Source organism: Mesorhizobium sp. M5C.F.Cr.IN.023.01.1.1, from assembly GCF_003997585.1.
Lineage (GTDB): Bacteria > Pseudomonadota > Alphaproteobacteria > Rhizobiales > Rhizobiaceae > Mesorhizobium > Mesorhizobium wenxiniae.
On the sequence record NZ_RZSU01000038.1, the window covers coordinates 23572 to 41006 of the forward strand.

General features: G+C 62.7%; 20 protein-coding genes and 1 pseudogene. 7 read left to right on the forward strand and 14 right to left on the reverse strand.

Annotated features, from left to right (window positions below; translation table 11 throughout):
- Positions 1 to 246: 246 nt before the first annotated feature.
- A complete protein-coding gene (locus EOA78_RS16980) occupies positions 247 to 576 on the forward strand; it encodes a GYD domain-containing protein (protein ID WP_127316123.1) in 330 nt (109 codons plus the stop codon).
- A 140-nt stretch (positions 577 to 716) separates the two neighbouring features.
- Here the strand turns inward: EOA78_RS16980 and EOA78_RS16985 are convergent, their stop codons facing one another.
- Together EOA78_RS16985 and EOA78_RS16990 are read right to left on the reverse strand one after the other, a co-directional pair.
- On the reverse strand, positions 717 to 2813 hold the full coding sequence (locus tag EOA78_RS16985) for an EAL domain-containing protein (protein ID WP_127316124.1): 2097 nt from the start codon (positions 2811 to 2813) through the stop codon (positions 717 to 719).
- Positions 2814 to 3247: 434 nt separating this feature from the next.
- Positions 3248 to 3847, reverse strand: coding sequence for a YdeI/OmpD-associated family protein (locus EOA78_RS16990; protein WP_127316125.1), 600 nt, complete (start codon positions 3845 to 3847; stop codon positions 3248 to 3250).
- A 256-nt stretch (positions 3848 to 4103) separates the two neighbouring features.
- On the opposite strand from EOA78_RS16990, the gene EOA78_RS16995 reads away from it, so the two are divergent.
- Both EOA78_RS16995 and EOA78_RS37065 read left to right on the forward strand, forming a co-directional pair.
- On the forward strand, positions 4104 to 4544 hold the full coding sequence (locus EOA78_RS16995; protein WP_245477534.1) for a hypothetical protein: 441 nt from the start codon (positions 4104 to 4106) through the stop codon (positions 4542 to 4544).
- Complete coding sequence (locus EOA78_RS37065) at positions 4534 to 4713, forward strand: hypothetical protein (RefSeq protein WP_245477536.1); 180 nt, start codon at positions 4534 to 4536, stop codon at positions 4711 to 4713. The genes EOA78_RS16995 and EOA78_RS37065 overlap by 11 nt, the downstream gene beginning before the upstream one ends.
- Positions 4714 to 4758: 45 nt before the next feature.
- Here the strand turns inward: EOA78_RS37065 and EOA78_RS17000 are convergent, their stop codons facing one another.
- Positions 4759 to 5661: a S1C family serine protease gene (locus EOA78_RS17000; protein ID WP_127316126.1), complete on the reverse strand. Its 903-nt coding sequence runs from the start codon at positions 5659 to 5661 to the stop codon at positions 4759 to 4761.
- 286 nt (positions 5662 to 5947) lie between these two features.
- Here EOA78_RS17000 and yghU point away from each other — a divergent pair, with 286 nt between their 5' ends.
- Together yghU and EOA78_RS17015 are read left to right on the forward strand one after the other, a co-directional pair.
- Entirely contained in the window at positions 5948 to 6814 is an 867-nt protein-coding gene (yghU, locus tag EOA78_RS17005; protein WP_127316127.1) for a glutathione-dependent disulfide-bond oxidoreductase, read from the forward strand.
- Between the two features lie 1180 nt (positions 6815 to 7994).
- Entirely contained in the window at positions 7995 to 8219 is a 225-nt protein-coding gene (locus tag EOA78_RS17015; protein ID WP_245477540.1) for a sulfotransferase, read from the forward strand.
- A gap of 390 nt (positions 8220 to 8609) precedes the next feature.
- Here EOA78_RS17015 and minE read toward each other — a convergent pair whose 3' ends face one another.
- From minE to EOA78_RS17040, 4 genes are all read right to left on the reverse strand, one after another.
- Positions 8610 to 8882 (reverse strand): cell division topological specificity factor MinE, encoded by a 273-nt coding sequence (minE, locus tag EOA78_RS17025; protein ID WP_029351320.1) that lies wholly within the window; start codon positions 8880 to 8882, stop codon positions 8610 to 8612.
- The gene (minD, locus tag EOA78_RS17030) at positions 8879 to 9694 is read right to left on the reverse strand and encodes a septum site-determining protein MinD (protein WP_029351318.1); all 816 of its coding nucleotides are present in this window, start codon (positions 9692 to 9694) and stop codon (positions 8879 to 8881) included. Before minD ends, minE begins: the two co-directional genes overlap by 4 nt.
- Positions 9695 to 9804: 110 nt before the next feature.
- Entirely contained in the window at positions 9805 to 10563 is a 759-nt protein-coding gene (gene minC / locus EOA78_RS17035) for a septum site-determining protein MinC (RefSeq protein ID WP_127316128.1), read from the reverse strand.
- A 168-nt stretch (positions 10564 to 10731) separates the two neighbouring features.
- A complete protein-coding gene (locus tag EOA78_RS17040; protein WP_127316129.1) occupies positions 10732 to 11169 on the reverse strand; it encodes a hypothetical protein in 438 nt (145 codons plus the stop codon).
- Between the two features lie 277 nt (positions 11170 to 11446).
- Between EOA78_RS17040 and EOA78_RS17045 the strand changes: the two genes are divergently transcribed.
- On the forward strand, positions 11447 to 12160 hold the full coding sequence (locus EOA78_RS17045) for an SOS response-associated peptidase (protein WP_127316130.1): 714 nt from the start codon (positions 11447 to 11449) through the stop codon (positions 12158 to 12160).
- Here EOA78_RS17045 and EOA78_RS17050 read toward each other — a convergent pair.
- Positions 12157 to 12417 carry a hypothetical protein gene (locus EOA78_RS17050; RefSeq protein WP_127316131.1) on the reverse strand — a complete coding sequence of 87 codons (261 nt, stop codon included), beginning with the start codon at positions 12415 to 12417 and terminating at the stop codon, positions 12157 to 12159. The genes EOA78_RS17045 and EOA78_RS17050 overlap by 4 nt on opposite strands.
- A 3-nt stretch (positions 12418 to 12420) precedes the next feature.
- Positions 12421 to 12681 (reverse strand): hypothetical protein, encoded by a 261-nt coding sequence (locus EOA78_RS17055; protein WP_127316132.1) that lies wholly within the window; start codon positions 12679 to 12681, stop codon positions 12421 to 12423.
- A 136-nt stretch (positions 12682 to 12817) separates the two neighbouring features.
- Between EOA78_RS17055 and EOA78_RS36000 the strand changes: the two genes are divergently transcribed.
- Entirely contained in the window at positions 12818 to 13003 is a 186-nt protein-coding gene (locus EOA78_RS36000) for a hypothetical protein (RefSeq protein ID WP_164783791.1), read from the forward strand.
- A gap of 277 nt (positions 13004 to 13280) precedes the next feature.
- On the opposite strand, the gene EOA78_RS17075 is transcribed toward EOA78_RS36000, so the two are convergent.
- From EOA78_RS17075 to EOA78_RS36005, 5 genes and pseudogenes are all read right to left on the reverse strand, one after another.
- Positions 13281 to 13610, reverse strand: a complete 330-nt coding sequence (locus EOA78_RS17075) for a DUF2934 domain-containing protein (RefSeq protein WP_127316133.1) — start codon at positions 13608 to 13610, stop codon at positions 13281 to 13283.
- Between the two features lie 123 nt (positions 13611 to 13733).
- Entirely contained in the window at positions 13734 to 14405 is a 672-nt protein-coding gene (locus tag EOA78_RS17080; protein WP_127316134.1) for a BA14K family protein, read from the reverse strand.
- Between the two features lie 171 nt (positions 14406 to 14576).
- The gene (locus EOA78_RS17085; RefSeq protein ID WP_127316135.1) at positions 14577 to 15713 is read right to left on the reverse strand and encodes a KamA family radical SAM protein; all 1137 of its coding nucleotides are present in this window, start codon (positions 15711 to 15713) and stop codon (positions 14577 to 14579) included.
- Between the two features lie 122 nt (positions 15714 to 15835).
- Positions 15836 to 17140, reverse strand: a complete 1305-nt coding sequence (locus EOA78_RS17090; protein ID WP_127316136.1) for a mechanosensitive ion channel domain-containing protein — start codon at positions 17138 to 17140, stop codon at positions 15836 to 15838.
- Between the two features lie 109 nt (positions 17141 to 17249).
- Positions 17250 to 17435 (reverse strand): annotated as a pseudogene (locus tag EOA78_RS36005) (ABC transporter ATP-binding protein); the annotation flags it as partial.

The following is a 17435-nucleotide window of genomic DNA, read 5'->3' on the forward strand; positions in this document are numbered from 1 at the left end:
TCAGCTGACTATCGGTTCACATTGGCGAACCGGCATGGCCAAAAAAATCGAACTGGAACCATCCGGCATTCTGCGGTCTCTTCGGCGGAAGCCTATGAGGCGACCTATGGAGCGCGGATTTATAGCTGTTGCTCTTATATTAGCTTAAGAGCATATTTCGTCAGCCGGCGAACTGCCCAAGCCGGTTAGGCTCGGCGCCATTCCCCTCGATCCCTTGACGCCGAGCCGCAGCGCTGGAGGCGAACCATGCCCATGTATCTCTCACGATTCAGCTATACGCCCGAGACCTGGGCGCGCCTGATCGAAAACCCCGAGGATAGACGCGAGGCAGCCCGCACCTACATCGAGTCGGTGGGCGGAAAGCTGCACGGGTTCTGGTATGCCTTCGGAGAGCACGATGGCTGGAACCTGTGGGAGGCGCCAGACAACGTTTCGATGGCATCTGTAATGCTTGCCATTGGTGCGGGAGGAGCGATCAACTCGTACGAGACCACCGTTCTCCTAAGCGTCGAGGAGACGATGCAAGCCCTTGGTAAGGCAAAGACAATCCGCTATCGTCCGCCGGGAAAGCCCTGACCAACTCGCAGTGTCAACGCTGGAACTGTTCCGGACGTTCTCGCGGCTTTTAGGCTTTCTCACCTTCGACCGACGCGAATCCGATCTCGCGCGTGACGGATCGCTGGCCGTCCTGCAGCCTCGCACCCGGCCAGCGGATGCTATGCTCGCCGTCCAGCTGGCAAAGCCGCTTGCGCGCTCGCCCGTGCCACGATCGCTTGCAGCGGCTCCGGCCGGTGCAGCAGAAATCCCTGGCCGAAGGCAACGCCCATATCCCTGAGGATGTCGAGCGTATCCTGCTCTTCGATCTTCTCCGCCACCACGGAGCAGCCGAGGCTTCTGGCGATGCCGGATATGGCCGAGACGATTTCGCGGTCGAAGCGGCTCTCTGCAATATGCTCGATGAATGAGCCGTCGATCTTGATCGCGTCGACGGGAAAGCGCCGGAGATATTCGAACGAACTCATGCCCGCCCCGAAATCGTCGAGGCTGACGCGGCAGCGTCGCTCGCGCGCCTTGCGGACGAACTGTTCGGCAGCAGTGAAATTGGTGACTGCAGCGGTTTCGGTGATCTCGAAGCCGATGCCGGAATGCGGCGCCCCGGTCTCATCGATGACGGCGTCGACGAAATCCCAAAGCTGCGGATCGCTCAGGGTCTGCGCTGACAGGTTGAAGCCGAGCGTGAGCGCCCCTGACTTGAGCGCCGGACCATGGAGCGAGAGCGCCGTCCTGATGATCCAGCGATCGAGCCGCGAGGCTATGCCGAACCGCTCCGCCGCCGGGATGAACTCGCCCGGCGGGATCAGCCGCCCGTTGCGCCCGGCGAGCCGCGCCAGGACCTCGACATGGCGGCTCTCTTGCAAAGGTGTTCCGAGCCGATGGATCTCCTGGCCGAACAGTTTCAGTCTTCCGTCTTCCATGGCATCGACGGTGTCGGCCGCCAGCCGCGCCGCATTGAGACCGCTGGAACCGGATGTTGTCTCAGGGGAGAACACCGCGAAGCGATTGCGCCCGGCGGCCTTGGCCGCATAGCAGGCGTCGTCGGCGCAGGCGAGCGCGTCGGCCACCGCGGTATTCTCATCGGCGACAAAGGCGATGCCGATGCTGGCCGCGAGCTTGCGCGACGCCGCCGTCGAGCCAAGATCGGCATCGCGAACCGCCGCGAGAACGGCGCCGGCGAGACGTTCGGCCTGCGCTGCGTCGCAACCAGGCACCAGCAGCGCGAACTCGTCGCCGCCGAGGCGCGCGGCATGCACCGACGGCGGCAGACAGCCCAGAATGCGCTCGGCGACGCTCTTCAGTGCAAGGTCGCCGGCGGCGTGGCCGGCGAAGTCGTTCAGTGCCTTGAAGTAGTCGAGATCGACGTAGAAGACCGCAAGCGGGCGCGCCGTTGCGATATGCTCGGCCAGCAGCCGGTCGAATGCAGCGCGGTTCAGAAGGCCGGTCAGCGCGTCATGGTGGGCCGCATGGGCAAGTTCCTGCTCGCGTTGCTTCGCCTCGGTGATGTCGCGCACCGTGCCCAGGATCTGGCCTGACGACTGGGCGTCGGCGATGAACCGTATCAGCGATTCGACATGTCTGATTTCGCCGTCCCGCTTGATGATGCGGTATTGCACGGCGACGACCTTTTGGGTTTGCAGCGGCGCCAAGTGGGCCCGCTCGGCGTCGGCCCTGTCATCCGGATGCAGATAGCTGTGCCAGAGGTCTTGAGACACCTCGTCGGTTTCGGCGACAACCCCGAAGATTTCCCGCGTGCGCTCGTCCCAGTAGCTTTTGCGTGCGGCAAGATCGTGATGCCAGATGCCGGTGCCGCTGGCCGCCAATGCTAGGCGAAAGCGCACATTGACCTGTTCAAGCTCTGCTTCCGCTTGCTTCTGCTTGGTGATGTCGGTCTGGACGCCCATCAGTCTGACCGGCCGGCCTTCGACATCGCGCTCGACCACCCCGCCGCGATCGAGAACCCATACCCAGTGACCGGATTTGTGCTTCAGCCTGAGCTCGGTCTCGATGGAATCGGTCAGGCCGGCAATGTGGCGGTCGCCGCTGGCCACCGCGCGTTCGCGGTCGTCGGGATGCGTCAGCTGCAGCCAGAGATCGCTCGCCTCGACAAGCTCACCCTCGCCATAGCCCAGCATTTGCGACCACATTGCCGAGTAGAAACAGTCGCCGCTCGCGAGATCCCAATCCCAGACGCCAAGATGCGCGCGTTCGAGCGCCAGCTCCCAGAACTCTCCGTTGCGATTCTTCTTGTCGGCCATGCCCTGGACTTCGCCTGCCCCCGTCGCGGCCATTGTGCGGCAAAAGCAAAGAAGAAACCGTTACTGCGCAAGGAGCCGGCGAAGGGGGCCACAGGAGGCACGGCGGGGCGGTTGCTTCTCCGATGACAGGCACGTTGACCCCGGCCGGTCTGAAGTCATCCGACCTTTCGCCTATGCGATCTCCCCGCGAGCTGTCGCTTTCGACCTGCGCAGACCAGATCCAGCCTGGCTCAGGCCTGTTGGCTCACGCCTTGGCCTTGAAGCGCGCCGCCTCCTCCGAACCGCTTGTGGCTTCGCCTGCGCGCTATTGCGAATTAAATGGAGGAGCCGGACAGAGCTTCAAGGCCAGCGGCAGGCAACGTCGGACCTTGAGCGTATGGACGACGACGGTCGGCCATCGCGGCCACAGCCGCGAGGGCGCCAGCCACAAAACCTCATTTCTTCCCTTGCGGGTAGATCGTTTCGCCGCGCTTCAGCATCTCGACGAACACCGCGATCTTCTTCTTGCGCCCAGCCTCGGTCTTCATGTTGTGGATGCGGAAGGCGAGCGCGAACCGGTTCTGCGCGCTGAGCGTTGCCAGCATCGCCTTCGCCTTGGGCTCGGCATCGATGGCCGCCTTCAAATCCCCGGGGATTTTCATGTCCTTGCCGCTTCCGTAAGCGCGCGCCCAGCGGCCGTCGGCCTTCGCTGCCTCGACCTGTTTCAGCCCGTGCTCGGTCATCCGACCTTCCTCGATCAGCCGGGCGACGTTGTCGACGTTGATCTGGCTCCAGATGCTCTTCCTGCCGCGCGGCGTGTAGCGCTGCAAATAGCTCTTGTCGTCGAGCCCCTTGCGCACGGCGTCGATCCAACCCCAGCACAGCACGACGTTGATGGCCTCCTTGGGCGTGATCGAAGGCAGCCCCGAATCGACCTTGTGTATCTTGATCCAGACTTCTGTCTCGGTGTCGTGGTGCTTGCCGAGCCAGGTGTAGAAGCTTTCGGCATCGCTGAATTCGCGCACTTTTTCAGGGTCGACCTTGACCGGCGGCATTAACCGGCCTGCCTTTGTGTGCCGGTGACACCCCGCGCTCGCTCATCGGATGTCTCAGCCATAGTTCCTCCCTCTGCGCCGCCGCATCCGTCTGGATGAAGCAACAGCGGGGAAGCGTCAACAGGTGGATGTAGCTGCCAGTCCACCCCCTCTGTCCCCGCGGCGCCCATGGCGGTTTTTCCAATCGTGATGTAACAGTCTTCTTGCAGAACCGGCCCATGATAGGCACGGCGGGCTTCAACTTGGGGATGTTGCCATGCGAGCGATGCTGTTCGGCCTGATGTTGCTGGCGCCAACCGTGGCCTTGGCGGAACCGATAGAAACCCAGAAGATCATCACCGCGCTGACCGGCGACTTCAATGGCGACGGCGCCGTCGACCTGGCGATGATCGTCGAGACCCAGCCAAGCGAACCGATGGACATGCATTTCTTTCTCAGGGATCGCGAACACAACTTTTTGCGTCCTGCCGGCATCGTGCGTGACCAGATTCTCGGCGAGTGGAACGGTTACGACCGCTCCGGCTACGAGGCCTCCGACACCGAGCCGGAGCTGACCGCACTGCCCAACGGCTCGATCAAACTGTATCTGCCGGCGATGCCGGTCGGCAGCAAACGGACCAACCAGACGCTGACGCTCGCTTACCGCGACGGCGCCTTTATCGTCGCCGGCTTTGCCTATGATTATCATGACTCTTGAAGACAATGTCGCAAGCGACTGCGATTACAATGTTTTGACCGGCAAGGGCAAAAGCAGCAACATGCAGCCCGATGGCACCACAAAGCAGAAGACCGTGGCGGTGGGAGGCAAGGTCATTGCCTTTTCTGAGTGGAACCCTGGAACAGGCTTCAGCGCCTGCGGCGAGTGAGGTCAGCGCCCCCGCATCAGAAAGATCTGACCGGTACGGACTGCTTCACTGCAGCTGCGGTTTCTTGAGAAAACTGTTGCGGTCGGCCGACTTGACGCGCAGCCAGGTTTCGCGGCCGTCGCGCACCACCCGCAATGGGATCTCGGCGCCCGCCGGGTTCTGCCACAGCTTGCGGTAGAAATCGGCGAGCCCGTCGACTTCGCCGTCGCGGACGTCCGAGATGATGTCGCCCTGGCGCAAGCCGGCTTCGGCGGCGGGGCTGCCTTCGGCGACGCTCATCACCACGACCTCGCCATTGCTTTCCGCGGAGAAGGCGCCGAGCCATGGGCGCGGTGGCTTGGCAACCTGGCCGCGTGTCAGGAGATCGTCAAGAATGGGCGGCAGAAGGTCGATCGGCACCACCATGTTGATGTCGGCGATCTCGCCGGCGCGGCTCATCTGCAGGCGCAGCGAACCGATGCCAAGCAGCCTGCCGTCCTGCCCGATGAGTGCCGCACCTCCCCATGACGGATGGGCCGGCGCGGTGAAGATCGCCTCGTCCAGGAGATACTCCCAATAGCCGGCGAATTCCTGTTTGGTGACGATGTGCGCCCTGACCGCCTGGCCGATACCGTCGGCGAGCACCACGGGGTCGCCGGCCATCGCCCTGGCCGCGTCGCCGAAAGCCACCGCGGGCAGGCCGAGCGGGGCCAGCGCCTGCACCAGGCCGAAGCCCGATTCCTGGTCATAGGCGAGCGCGTGGGCGGGAACCACGCGCCCGTTATGGTCGGTCAGCCAGACTTCTTCCGCCTCGGTGATGAGATAGCCGATGGTGAGCACCAGCCCGTTATCGCGAATGACTACGCCGCTGCCTTCCCGGCTCGTGCCCAGCGCATTGGCGGTGAAGGCGTCGTCGGGGATCGAGGCCCGCACCGCCACGATGGACCGCAAAATCGAATCGATGGTCATGCTCTCAATCCCGGCAAGCGATGCGTGGGCCGGCAAGGCCCGATATCCCTATAGGTATGGCGCACGTGACGAGGCGCAAGGGCATCGATTAGCCCTTCCCCCTCGGGGCCTATTGGGGAGAAGGGGCGCGCGGCATCGGCAATAGTTCAACATAAGTTGAACTTCCTGGCGACCGCACTACCTGTATCTATGTGTAGACGAACCTGCCCTATCCACCCTCCCGCTCTCATCGCGCAAGCTGATCCTCCCCAAGACGCTCCCCGCTCACAACACAAGGTCTCCCAAGATGAACCAATATACACCGCCGAAAGTTTGGACCTGGAACAAGGAAAATGGCGGCGTCTTCGCCAGCATCAACCGGCCGATCGCGGGCCCGACGCATGACAAGGAGCTGCCGGTCGGCAAGCATCCGCTGCAGCTTTATTCGCAGGCGACACCGAACGGCGTCAAGGTGACGATCATGCTGGAGGAGCTCTTGGCGCTCGGCCACAAAGGTGCCGAATATGACGCCTGGCTGATCAGGATCAACGACGGCGACCAGTTCGGCAGCGGCTTCGTCGAGGTCAACCCCAACTCCAAGATCCCGGCGCTGATGGACCGCAGCGGGCCAAAGCCGATCCGCGTCTTCGAATCCGGCTCGATCCTGGTGCATCTGGCCGAAAAATTCGGCGAATTCCTGCCGACCGAGCAGCCGGCGCGCGCAGAAACCCTGTCTTGGCTGTTCTGGCAGATGGGCTCGGCGCCCTATCTCGGCGGCGGCTTCGGCCATTTCTATGCTTATGCGCCGGAAAAGATCGAATATGCCATCGACCGCTTCGCCATGGAGACCAAGCGCCAGATGGACGTGCTCGACCGGCGGCTGGCGGTAAGCGAGTATCTCGGCGGCGATGCCTACACGATTGCCGACATGGCCGTGTGGCCCTGGTATGGCGGGCTGGCCAAGGGCCGCATGTACAACGACGCGGGTGACTTCCTGGCAGTGGACGAGTACAAGAACGTGCAGCGCTGGGCCGAAGCCATCGACGCACGGCCGGCGGTGCAGCGTGGCCGCATGGTCAACCGGGCCTTCGGCGAGCCGGCGATGCAGTTGCATGAGCGCCACGACGCCAGCGATTTCGACACCAAGACGCAGGACAAGCTGGCGGCCGAATGAGCGGCTTTGGCCAGACGCGTGAGGCCGGGGACGTCCGGCGCCGCGCTCCTCGACCACTGTAACAGCAGTCATCCTAGGATCTCCGCGACGTCGCTTCGCTCCTGCTTCGCCCTAGGATGACGAAGGCATCACTGCTTAAGGCCAATCGCGGACGGTGAAGATTGGCAATTGCGTCGCCGCGTGCGGATGGCGGTTGATGGCAAATCGCAAACTTCGAGATTGGCTGAACAACACTCCCCCGTTCGTCATCCTAGGGCGAAGCGAACGCGAAGCGGGAGCGCAGACCTAGGGATCCATACCGTTACGATGACCGAGAAGAGCAGCGATCGCCCTCAAGCCTGTCCTATTGCACAAGCCGCAGGCAGGCTTCCGTGCTGCCCAACACGAGACATATGTATCCGCAAATATATACTGGTTGGCTAAAGTAACGGAACGTCCAATGCACATTCCCAGAACCGAACAAGTCCGCTTTCAAAAGGCTTAGACCATCTTATCTATTTCGGTCACGTCATGATCTAGGCACATCGATATTCTGCGGCGCGTGATTGAATCTCGACACGTCGTAAAACCGATACGGTCTCGATGGTCCAGTACTCGCGGGTCGCGGATTACCTGTGTGTCTTTCGCCCGGCTCTGTAGATCAGCTGGACGACGAATAAAAAATATCCAACCTGCGAAACGATCAAGGTAAGGACCGTCCAGCCCAGCGCCTTCCAGATTGAACCCGTTGCCAAAAAAGTCGAGAGCGCCACGACGAATGACGCGGTGGTCATCCCCACCAGGAACTGTGGAAAATTCATCGCTTTCCAAAGCCGTCCCGGAGCTTCTAACAGCCGCGACGGCCACCCTTGCCCATTTACCCCGGACCAACGTTTTCACCCTTTCAATGGTTGCGCAAGGGGCAAATGGATCAGAAGTGTGCACATGCTTAATGCATCCTCTGGTTGAGATGCTTCCTGGCTCGTGCTGTTCCATTCAAAAAGAGCTGACCTATTGCGGAAAGGCACGACGGAACTTTGTTGCCCGCCGGGCGCACTGGGCGCTACGTGGGCCCTGCGGACTGCCACAAAAAAAGAATATCAGTCCAGGGGGGAATGGGGCCAAGGGGGAGAAATGACCTGGCGCTCAAGGTAATCGGCGCGGGATTTGGACGCACGGGCAACGGTCGACCTTTGCCGCGCTGAACAGGCTCGGCTTCCCCTGCTATCACAGCCATCTCGACTTCTGGCGCAAGGTGGCGAACAGCAAGCCCGGCACACCGCAAGACTGGGACCGGGTGTTCGCCAACTACACGGCGACGGTCGACAATCCCGGCTGCTGCGTATGGCGGGAATTGCTGGCCATCGGGCTGTCGTTCGCCGGGGTGGTGGCGGTGCTGGGCGGGCTTTGGTGGTGGCTGGGATAGCGGCCAGGAGATAACGCCGGGCAATCGCTTCAGACAAAAATGGCCCCAACCAGGTGTCGGGATGACCACTGTCGATAACGGCGCCGCCGCCCATTGCCCTGCCGGGCATTTCTCCCCGTGTAGTGACGGGGAGAAAGACAACTTCGCCAAGGATTTCGCCAGTCTCCAGCGTTGCAGAAAACGTGCCGAGGTTGCGGCCAGCCCTTCTCCTCGTCACTATATGGGGAGAAGATGGCGGCAGGCAGATGAGGGGCAGCACAAAGTTGAAGCGATTGCCCTGAGGTAAAACCCACCAGCGCTGGACAGCCGCGCTCAACTCATGGAACCAGTTGCAGGACCGCCGCGCGGCGCCGGAGTTTTCCGGCGCTTCTCTGGCCGCAACACTGCCGCTCAGGCCGACATGGCCAGTGGTCTTGCGCTCTTGTTGGGGATCTGGATGTCGATCTCCAGCGTCGACATCGTCTCGCCGCGATCCATCGAGACCTGCAGGTAATCCTGGTCGATCTGCACATGCCTGGCGATGACGGCCATGATCTCCTCGCGCAGCACCGAGACGAGATCGGGCTGGCTGCGGTTGCGGCGCTCATAGGCGAGCAGCACCTGCAGCCGCTCGCGCGCCACCGGCGCGCTGCCGCGCCGCTTGAAGAGGTCTAACAGGTTCATGCTGCCCTCCTTCCAAAAAGCCGATCGAGAAAGCCCTTGCGCTCGAACGGCACGACAACCGGCAACTCCTCGCCCTCAAGCCGTTTGGCCGCCTCGATATAGGCGCGGGCGGCGGAATTCGTCGGATCGCTGAGCGTCACCGGCGAACCGAGGTTGGAGGCCTTTAGCACGTCCTGGCTTTCGGGAATGATGCCCAGCAGCGGCGTCGACAGGATTTCCAGAACGTCGTCGATCGAGAGCATTTCGCCGCGAGCCGCGCGGGCCGCATCATAACGCGTCACCAGCACGTGCTTGGCGATCTGTTCGCCCCGCTCGGCCTTGACGGTCCTGGCGTCGAGCAGGCCGATGATGCGATCGGAATCGCGCACCGAGCTGACTTCCGGGTTGGTGACGATGACCGCCTCGTCGGCAAAGCGCATGGCAAGCTGCGCGCCGCGCTCGATGCCGGCCGGACTGTCGCAGAAAACGTAGTCGAACACCGAGCTTAGCTTTTCGATCACCTCGCCGACGCCCTCCTCGGTCAGCGCATCCTTGTCGCGCGTCTGCGAGGCCGGCAGCAGGAACAGCGTCTCGACCCGCTTGTCGCGGATCAGCGCCTGCGAGAGCTTGGCCGTTCCCTGGATGACGTTGACCAGGTCGAACACCACCCGGCGCTCGGCGCCCATGATCAGATCGAGATTTCTTAAGCCGACGTCGAAGTCGACCAGGGCCACCTTTTTGCCGGTTCTCGCGACGGCGGCGCCAAGGGCGGCCGTCGAGGTCGTCTTGCCGACGCCCCCCTTGCCCGAGGTGACCACCACTACCTTGCCCATATATGCCTCCATTATTGTTGTTGGTATTGTTAAGCGTCTGATTTGGCGATCCGCTTAAGTGCTTGTTTCATATGCCATTATAAAAACATTGCGCACCTTGGCCGGCATGCTTAGCTGAACGGCGCGATACGCAGCGTGTCTTTTTCGAGAAACGCCTGCACCGCTTTTCCACGCAAGGACGGCTCCATCTCCTCGGCGGTGCAATACCAGCCGTCGACCGACAGCAGCTCGGCCTCGTTCTTGCGGCAGAAGATGCGCGCCGCCGAATGGCCGAGCACACCGGCCGACGCCCGCCCGCGCAGCGTGCCGTAGACATGGATGGAGCCGGCGGCGACGATCTCGGAACCGGAGGCGACGGAGCCCAGCACGATGACATCGCCATGTGCGTGGAAGACCGACTGTCCCGAGCGGATCGGCGTCTTGACCATCAGCGTGGCCGGCGCTTCCGGCTGCCTGTCTTCTGGCTTGCCCTGTTCCGCCTTGCCTTCTTCCGCCCTGCCCGTCTCTTGCGGCCTGCCCTTGCTGTCGGCCTGCATCAGCAGTCCGGCGGTGGCCTCTTTCGCACCGATCAGCACGGGCGGCAGATTGGCCTCGAGCGCCGTGCTGCCGTCGAGCTCGATGGCGTAGATGCGGATGCCGCGCAGGCCAAGCTCGGCGACCAGCGCTTCGATCCGGCCGACTTCAGGCTTTAACGTGTTGAGGTTAAGCACCACCGGCCGGCCGGCGAAATAGCCGGGCGAGTTGCCGATCCAGCGATCGAGGCTCTCCAGCCACTCAGAAAGCGGGGCCTCCGGCGTCAGCGTGAAGGCGACGAAGGAGCGGGCGCGAAAACGAATGGATTTGGTCTCGACGGGGGCGGCGAAGGTCACGGACAGCGATTCCTTACTGATAGGTAAACGCTAGCCAGCCATGGTTAACGAAAGGTTAACGGAGGGCTATTCGCGACATCAGGTAAGCCATTTACTGACAGGCCCGGCGGTAACAGCAACCGAGCGGGCAGCGCTGGAAATTGCCTGCCCTTCTCGACACCTTGCTGGCTAAGTGCCCTTCGCTGCGTCCTCGATCAGTTCCGCTAGCAAGGTAGAGAACCGCTCGTCAGTCCTATCCCCTATGTTTCCCACTTCTCTTGCCACCATCCCGGGCGAAGAGACCGACACTTGCCCACTCAGCTGAACGTTGACCGTGAACGTCCTTCCGACTTCCTCCTTCTCGCTGCCTCGCTTCCTGTAGACTTTGAACCGGAGAGATGGTGTTGACGCTTTGGCTTGGCGGCGTGGCGCGGTGTCCATCTCGACAGTCACCTCGCCCGCCACGTCAGCCTTGGCCGCTTCCAACGACGCAACCACGACGTCGTTTAGCCAGGCCCTGGCTTGCGCGCCGAAGTCCACCCCCTCGGTCTTCTCATTGCCGACCTTCCCCTCCTGCTCACGGCGAGCTTCCTTCCCCCGATCAAGGGCTTCTTTGAACTTGGACATAATAGTTTGCCTCCGATTGTGAGCGCATGAGACCAGCCGTCGCTATGCTCCTCTTAATGGGTAGAACGCGCACAATCGGCGTCCGTTGCGTAAGTGGGGCCCGTGGTTCGCCGCTGCGCACGGCAGTGTCCATCTGGCGCGGTCGATCGCCGGGGTGGCGGCGGTTGATCGCGGCCCTGTGGTGGCGGCTTGGCTAGCGTGTCAGCAGCCGAGCGGACAGCGCTGGAAATTGCCTGCCCTTTCCCACAAGATGTCTGAACGTCCCTGAGGGCTCGACATGTGCAACCTCTACAACATCACCACCAGCCAGGAAGCGATCCGCCAGTGGACCCGGGCCTTGCGCGATATCCTCGGCAATCTCGAGCCTTCCATCGACATCTACCCCAACCAGCCCGGCCCGGTGGTGCGCAACGCGCCGGACGGGACGCGGGAACTGGCCAACCTGCTGTGGGGCATGCCGACGCCGATTGAGCGGGTGAAGGGCAAGGCCGACTACGGCACCACCAACATCCGCAACCCGCAATACGGCCACTGGCAGCAATATCTCGGCGTCGAGAACCGCTGCGTGGTGCCGCTCACCAGCTTTGCCGAGCCAAGCCCGACGCCCGGCGACAAGGACCCGGATACCGGTATCCAGAGGAACTACTGGTTCGCGCTGAACGAGGAGCGGCCGCTGTTCTTCTTCGCCGGCCTATGGACGCGCTGGCAAGGCGTGCGCAAGGTCAAGGACGGCCCCGGCGACTTCGAGCTCTACGGCTTCCTGACCACCAGACCCAACGCCCTGATCGCGCCGATCCACGAGAAGGCGATGCCAGTCATCCTGACCACGCAGGAGGAAACCGAGACCTGGCTGACCGCGCCATGGTCGGAGGCAAGGCACCTGCAGCGCACGGCAGCGGATGACACGCTGGTGATCGTCGAGAAGCCGGCGACGCAGATCAAGTTTCCGCCGCAGGCGCCACAGGCGCCCGTACAGGGCTCGCTGTTCTAAAGCTTGAACTTCTGCAGCACCCAGATGTAGCCCTTCGGCGGGTGGTCCTGGTCGATGAACTGGGTGCGCACGGTGGTGTCCTTCCGGCTGCATCGTTTGCACCTGAATTTGATGGCTTCCAGCGGCTTGTTCCAGCCGACCACCTGCGCGACATCGTTCGCCCTGAAGCGTCCGACATGGTAACAGTGGCCGCATTCCACGATCAGCAGCATGTTGGCCTTCGCGGCACGTCCAACGCTGTCCATCGGCCCGGCCATGGGTCATTTCCGAGTCAGGTAATCCTCGGGAAGCGGGAGCAGGCCAAGATTCGGCATCCGGAAATCGGGCTCCTTCTCCGCTAGGCTGCCCATCACCTCATGCAATTTGTCGACAAGTCCACTAAGCTGCCAATACAGCTCGCCATGCGCCTTCAGATGCAGTTGCGACGAAAGCACCGTCCTGCGCAGGCTCAGAGCGTCGCTGATGATCGCCTCCGCATGCCTCGTCGACAGCCTGTCAAACCGGCTTTTTCGTCTGCCCATCGCGGCACTCCCCAGCTTGTGAGCAACCGCCCCACCTGCTGACAAATAGGAAGGCATTCCTCACAGAGTCAATTCACACTTGACGCTTTTGTTCCCGTTTTGTTCAATTTGAGCAGAAACATTTGGAGGCATCGCAATGGACCACATCGTGACGCTGGACAGCCGCCAGGAGGCCGCCCTTCAGGCCATCGCCGACAGGTTCATTGCCCGGCACAAGGGCGATGCGGTGAAGGCCCTCAAGGAGATGATCGTGCTTAATGGGCATTTGCAAGAGCGGCTGGATGCGGTTGAGGGACGGCGCCGGCGCGGGCCGCCGGAATAGGGCTGGCAGCTGTTGTCTTCCGGTCGATAGGAGCGGTAGCGGCGGCCGCGTCCGGGCTTCGACCAGCGCAAGTTCGGCGCCAGCCGCGCTGATGCCACCGGGCAGCGTCAGGAAAGCAAACCCCCTCAATCCTCTTGAAATACTGCACCTCGCGTTCGTGCTTCTCCGCAGCCTCGCGGCTGTCAAATGTCCCGAGATTGCGGCGCTTGCCGGTCTTTTCGTGCTTCTTGCGCGAATAGAGCCGGTATTTTCCGTCTTTGACTTTTCTGATCGTCTGTCACTCCCCGAGCCGCTGCTTCCCTTTGAGGTTGCGCGCGGCTTGCTCGATCGCCGCGCGGTCGTTGCCCAGCCTGTCGAGCAGCTCCTGCGCCTGGTCGCCCGATATGCCGGTGCGCACCGCCAGGGCCTCCACCGTCAAGACGTCGGAGCTCGCGACCTCGCGGGTTTCCGGCAGGGCATCGCCTGCCGTCAGCGGCAGGGCTGCCTCCCTGTCGATCTCGGCCTCGGCCCGGTGCCAGTGCCGCTCGGGATCGCCATGGATGCGGCCTTCACGTTCCCAGATCTGGTATGCGCGCTCACGAATCTTGTCTTCCCGGTCGTCGCCCATGTTGATTCCTCCTTTGGGTATCGGATGAACGCCGCGCCAAACCCGAACGATCCAAGAAATCTGCGTGATCGGGGTCGCACAAGGCGCCATGCACTGCGGCCGCCAACCCGCCACCCGTCCTGCCTACTCGCACTGCCGGCGCGGGCCGCCGGAATAGGGCTGGTAGGTGTTGTCTTCCGGCCGATAGGAGCGGTAGCGGTTGAAGCAATATTGCACGTGGTCGGGCGGAAGCCAGGCACCGCCGGTTTCATCCGCCGAAACGTTCCCATCCATGGACCACGTGTCGGTCGCCTCGACATAGCTGGCGCTTTCGTCGGGACGCAGTGCGACGCGCTTGGCCGCGCCGGCATCGATATAGGGCGAGATGCAGGGACGCTGCTCTCCGCTGTAAGATGTGTAGTGGTCGTCGCCTGGCCTGTAGGAGCGGTAGCGGCTTGCGCACCATTCCACATGGGCGGCGGGCAGCTCCTGCTGCTCGTCCGCTGCCGGCTTGATAGAGGCGGTAGCGGTGGAGTCGGGCGCCGAAGCCGCGGCATCGACAGGTTTCGAGGTGCGATCAACTGAGACTTGATCGACTGGGAGCTCTGGGAGCTCGCGGGCGGGAAGGCGCTCAAGACGCTGCGAAGCAGGGTCCACCTTCCGCGGCTCCCTCGGCCACAGTTCGGCAACGCTGGAAGTCGGGGCGGCCTGCCGCACCGGCTCGGCGGAAAGAATCCAGACGGCGAAGGCCAATCCGCTGGCGAAAACCGCCAGCGTCAGCACAAAGCCGCCAAGTACCGCCGATAAGGCTTTCACGCCACGCTCCTTTGCCCGTCATCTCTTAAAATGCGAGTCATTGGATCCGGTTCCAACGAGGAGTGGCACAAGCTTGCGCGCTGAAGGAAGTCTCCGTTTCTCGAAAGACCCCTCTCCGTCTCGGCTTCGCCGAGCCACCCCTCCCGCTTTGCGGGGCGAGGAACCCAGGTTTCAAAGGTCGCCGACAAGCTCCGTATAGGTCCTCAGCTCGCCATCCTGCCCGCGAATCCGCCAGGTCTCTCCGTCCTGCGCCTCGACATAGGATGCGCCGAGCGGCACTTTGCCGCCGCCGTCCGGCAGGTCCAGCACATAGACGGGGTTGCAGATGCCCGACAGGCGCGCGCGCAAGGCGCTGACCAGCGCCTGTCCCTCGGCGATCGTGGTGCGCCGGTGCGCCATGCCGCGCGCGAGGTCGCCGTGGTGCAGGTAATAGGGTTTGACGCCAAGGCGGTACATCAGCTCGCGGCACAGCTCTTCCAGCACCTCGACCGTGTCGTTGACGCCTTTCAGGAGAACGCTCTGGTTCAGCAGCACGAAGCCGCCTTGCCGCAACGCGCGACAGGCCTGCTCAGCGGCATCAGTGATTTCGCGCGCGTGGTTGAAATGGGTGACAACCGTGACCATCAGCCGGCCCTGCAGGGAGCGAACCAGCCCTGATGTGACACGCGAGGGCAGCGCGACGGGCACGCGCGTGTGGATGCGTAAGAGCCGCACATGCGGAACCGCCTCGATGCGGGCGCGGATTTCCGCCAGCGCCTTGTCCGGCAGGGACAGCGGATCGCCGCCGGTCAGGATCACCTCGCGGATTTCGGGATGGGCCTCGATATAGGCGAAGGCCGGCTCCAGCGCCTCGCGCGAAAAACCGCGGCCGATCGAAGTCAGCGACTCCTTGCGAAAGCAGAACCGGCAATAGACCGCGCATTGATAGGTCGGGAACAGCAAAACCCGGTCGGCATGACGGTGCGTCAATCGCGGCACCGGACTGAAGGCATAGTCGGCGATCGGATCATCGAGTTCGCCTTCCAGCTCGGCCAGTTCTTCGGGCGACGGGATGACCTGCGCCCGGATGGGGTCGGCGGGGTCGCTCCAGTCGATCAGATCGAGATAGGATTTTGGGATGCGAACCTTGTGGCGCGTCGCCGCGACTTGAGCCGCCGCGCGCTCGGCCGGCGACAGCGGCAGGGAATCCAGATCGCGAACATGCCGCACGCCCGCGCGAACATCGTCCTGCCACGCTGCGTCATCATCGTGCGCGCGCCTTTCATCGGCAGCCATGCTGGCGTCGGGCATGTCGAGGTGTGAGGTCATCGCGAGCTCCTTGAATCGGAGCTGGATACAGCATTGGAGCCATGGCTTGAAGGCAATAAGCGGTGTTGGGCTGGCACGGACGAAAGGCCGCGCCCGGCGCCGGGCACCTCGGTCGAAACGCATCACCGCCCGCTTGATTTCCCAGCGCGCCCATCCGGCTTCATGATGATCTCGCGATGCGGATAAGGGATGTCTATGCCGTTTTCCCTAAAAGTGTCCCACAACGCCAGCAGTACCCTGCCGCGCACGTTGGTCAGACCTTGCTGCGGGTCGTGGATCCAGAAGCGCAGCACGAAATTGAGCGAGGAGTCGCCGAAGTCCGTCAGCCAGCAGACCGGCCGCCGGTCCGCTTCGACCCGGCCGACGCTGATGGCGGCCGCTATCGCCAGTTCGCTGACCCTATGCGGGTCGGCGTCGTAAGAGACCCCGAAATTCACGTCGAGCCGCACAAGGTTGTCGCTGAACGACCAGTTGATGACCCTTTGGGTGATGAAGTCTTCGTTCGGGATCAGGTATTCGCGGCCGTCGCGCGTCACCACCGAGACAAACCGCGCCCGCAATTCGCGCACCCAGCCGAAAGTGCCTTCGAGCGAAATGGTGTCGCCCGGCTTGATCGACTTGTCGAGAAGGATGATCATGCCGGAGACGAAATTTGAAACGACCTTTTGCAGCCCAAAAGCAAGACCGACGCCGACGGCACCGGAGAATATCGTCAGAGCCGTCAGGTCGAGACCGACGGAAGACAGGGCGATGACACCCGCCACCAGCACAAGGCCGACTTTTGCGACCTTGCCGACGAGGACGCGGATCGAGGGTGTCAGCTCTTCGGAGATCCGGACGCGCTCATCGATATACTTGCCGACGACCACCGCAAGCCAAACCGTGGCGATCAGCAGCAGCGCCGCCTTCAGCACCATGAGCGCCGAAAGGCGCACCGCGCCCAAAGGTATTGCGAGGCTGTCCAGGAAAGCCGCGGCGTCGTCATCGATGCCCAGAATGACGAGGGCCGCATAGATCCAGGTCAGCCAGGCGAGAGCCCGCGCGACAAAGCGGTTGCGGATGATGCGCGACAGCACCGATGCGAACAGCCACGCGAGGGATAGCGAGAGCGCGATATAGATGAAATGGGTCCGGCTTGGCCAGGTAACGGCGCGCATGAGAGTGAGCGCGGCAAGCAGGAAGACCGAGAACAGAATCCAGTCGGTGCGCCGCAACAGCGCAACGACGACCCTCAACAGTCCGGGATGCCCCTTGATCTGGCGTGCCCGGTTCTCCACGAGCGGTTCGATGCGCTGCGCCGCGAGCTTCGCGACCAGGAAGAGCACGACGATGATTGCAGCCTGATAGAAAAACCACGGCGTGACGGCATAGTCGAACCACCGGCTGGCCCGGGCCAGCGATTCATCGAGGGCGTTGCGAAAATCCATTCCCACACGACCGTTATGGACTGGCGAACCGCACATCCACAATGTCGCCGGCCTCGTGAAGGGTCAAGCCGGCGATCGAGACGCCTTCAAGCGGCCCCTGCTCTGCGCTTCAGCCCCGCAGTCCCGGCGCCTCTTGGCCGGTGCGCTCGACATGTCGGGAATAGCCGTCGCCACAGGTGTGGATGCCCTCTGGCGTCAGTTCCAGCACCCGGTTTAAGCGCGCGGCCAGGAAGCGGCCGGCAGAAACATCCATGGTCAGAAACAACCGCTGGAAACGGCTAACGCATAACATTAG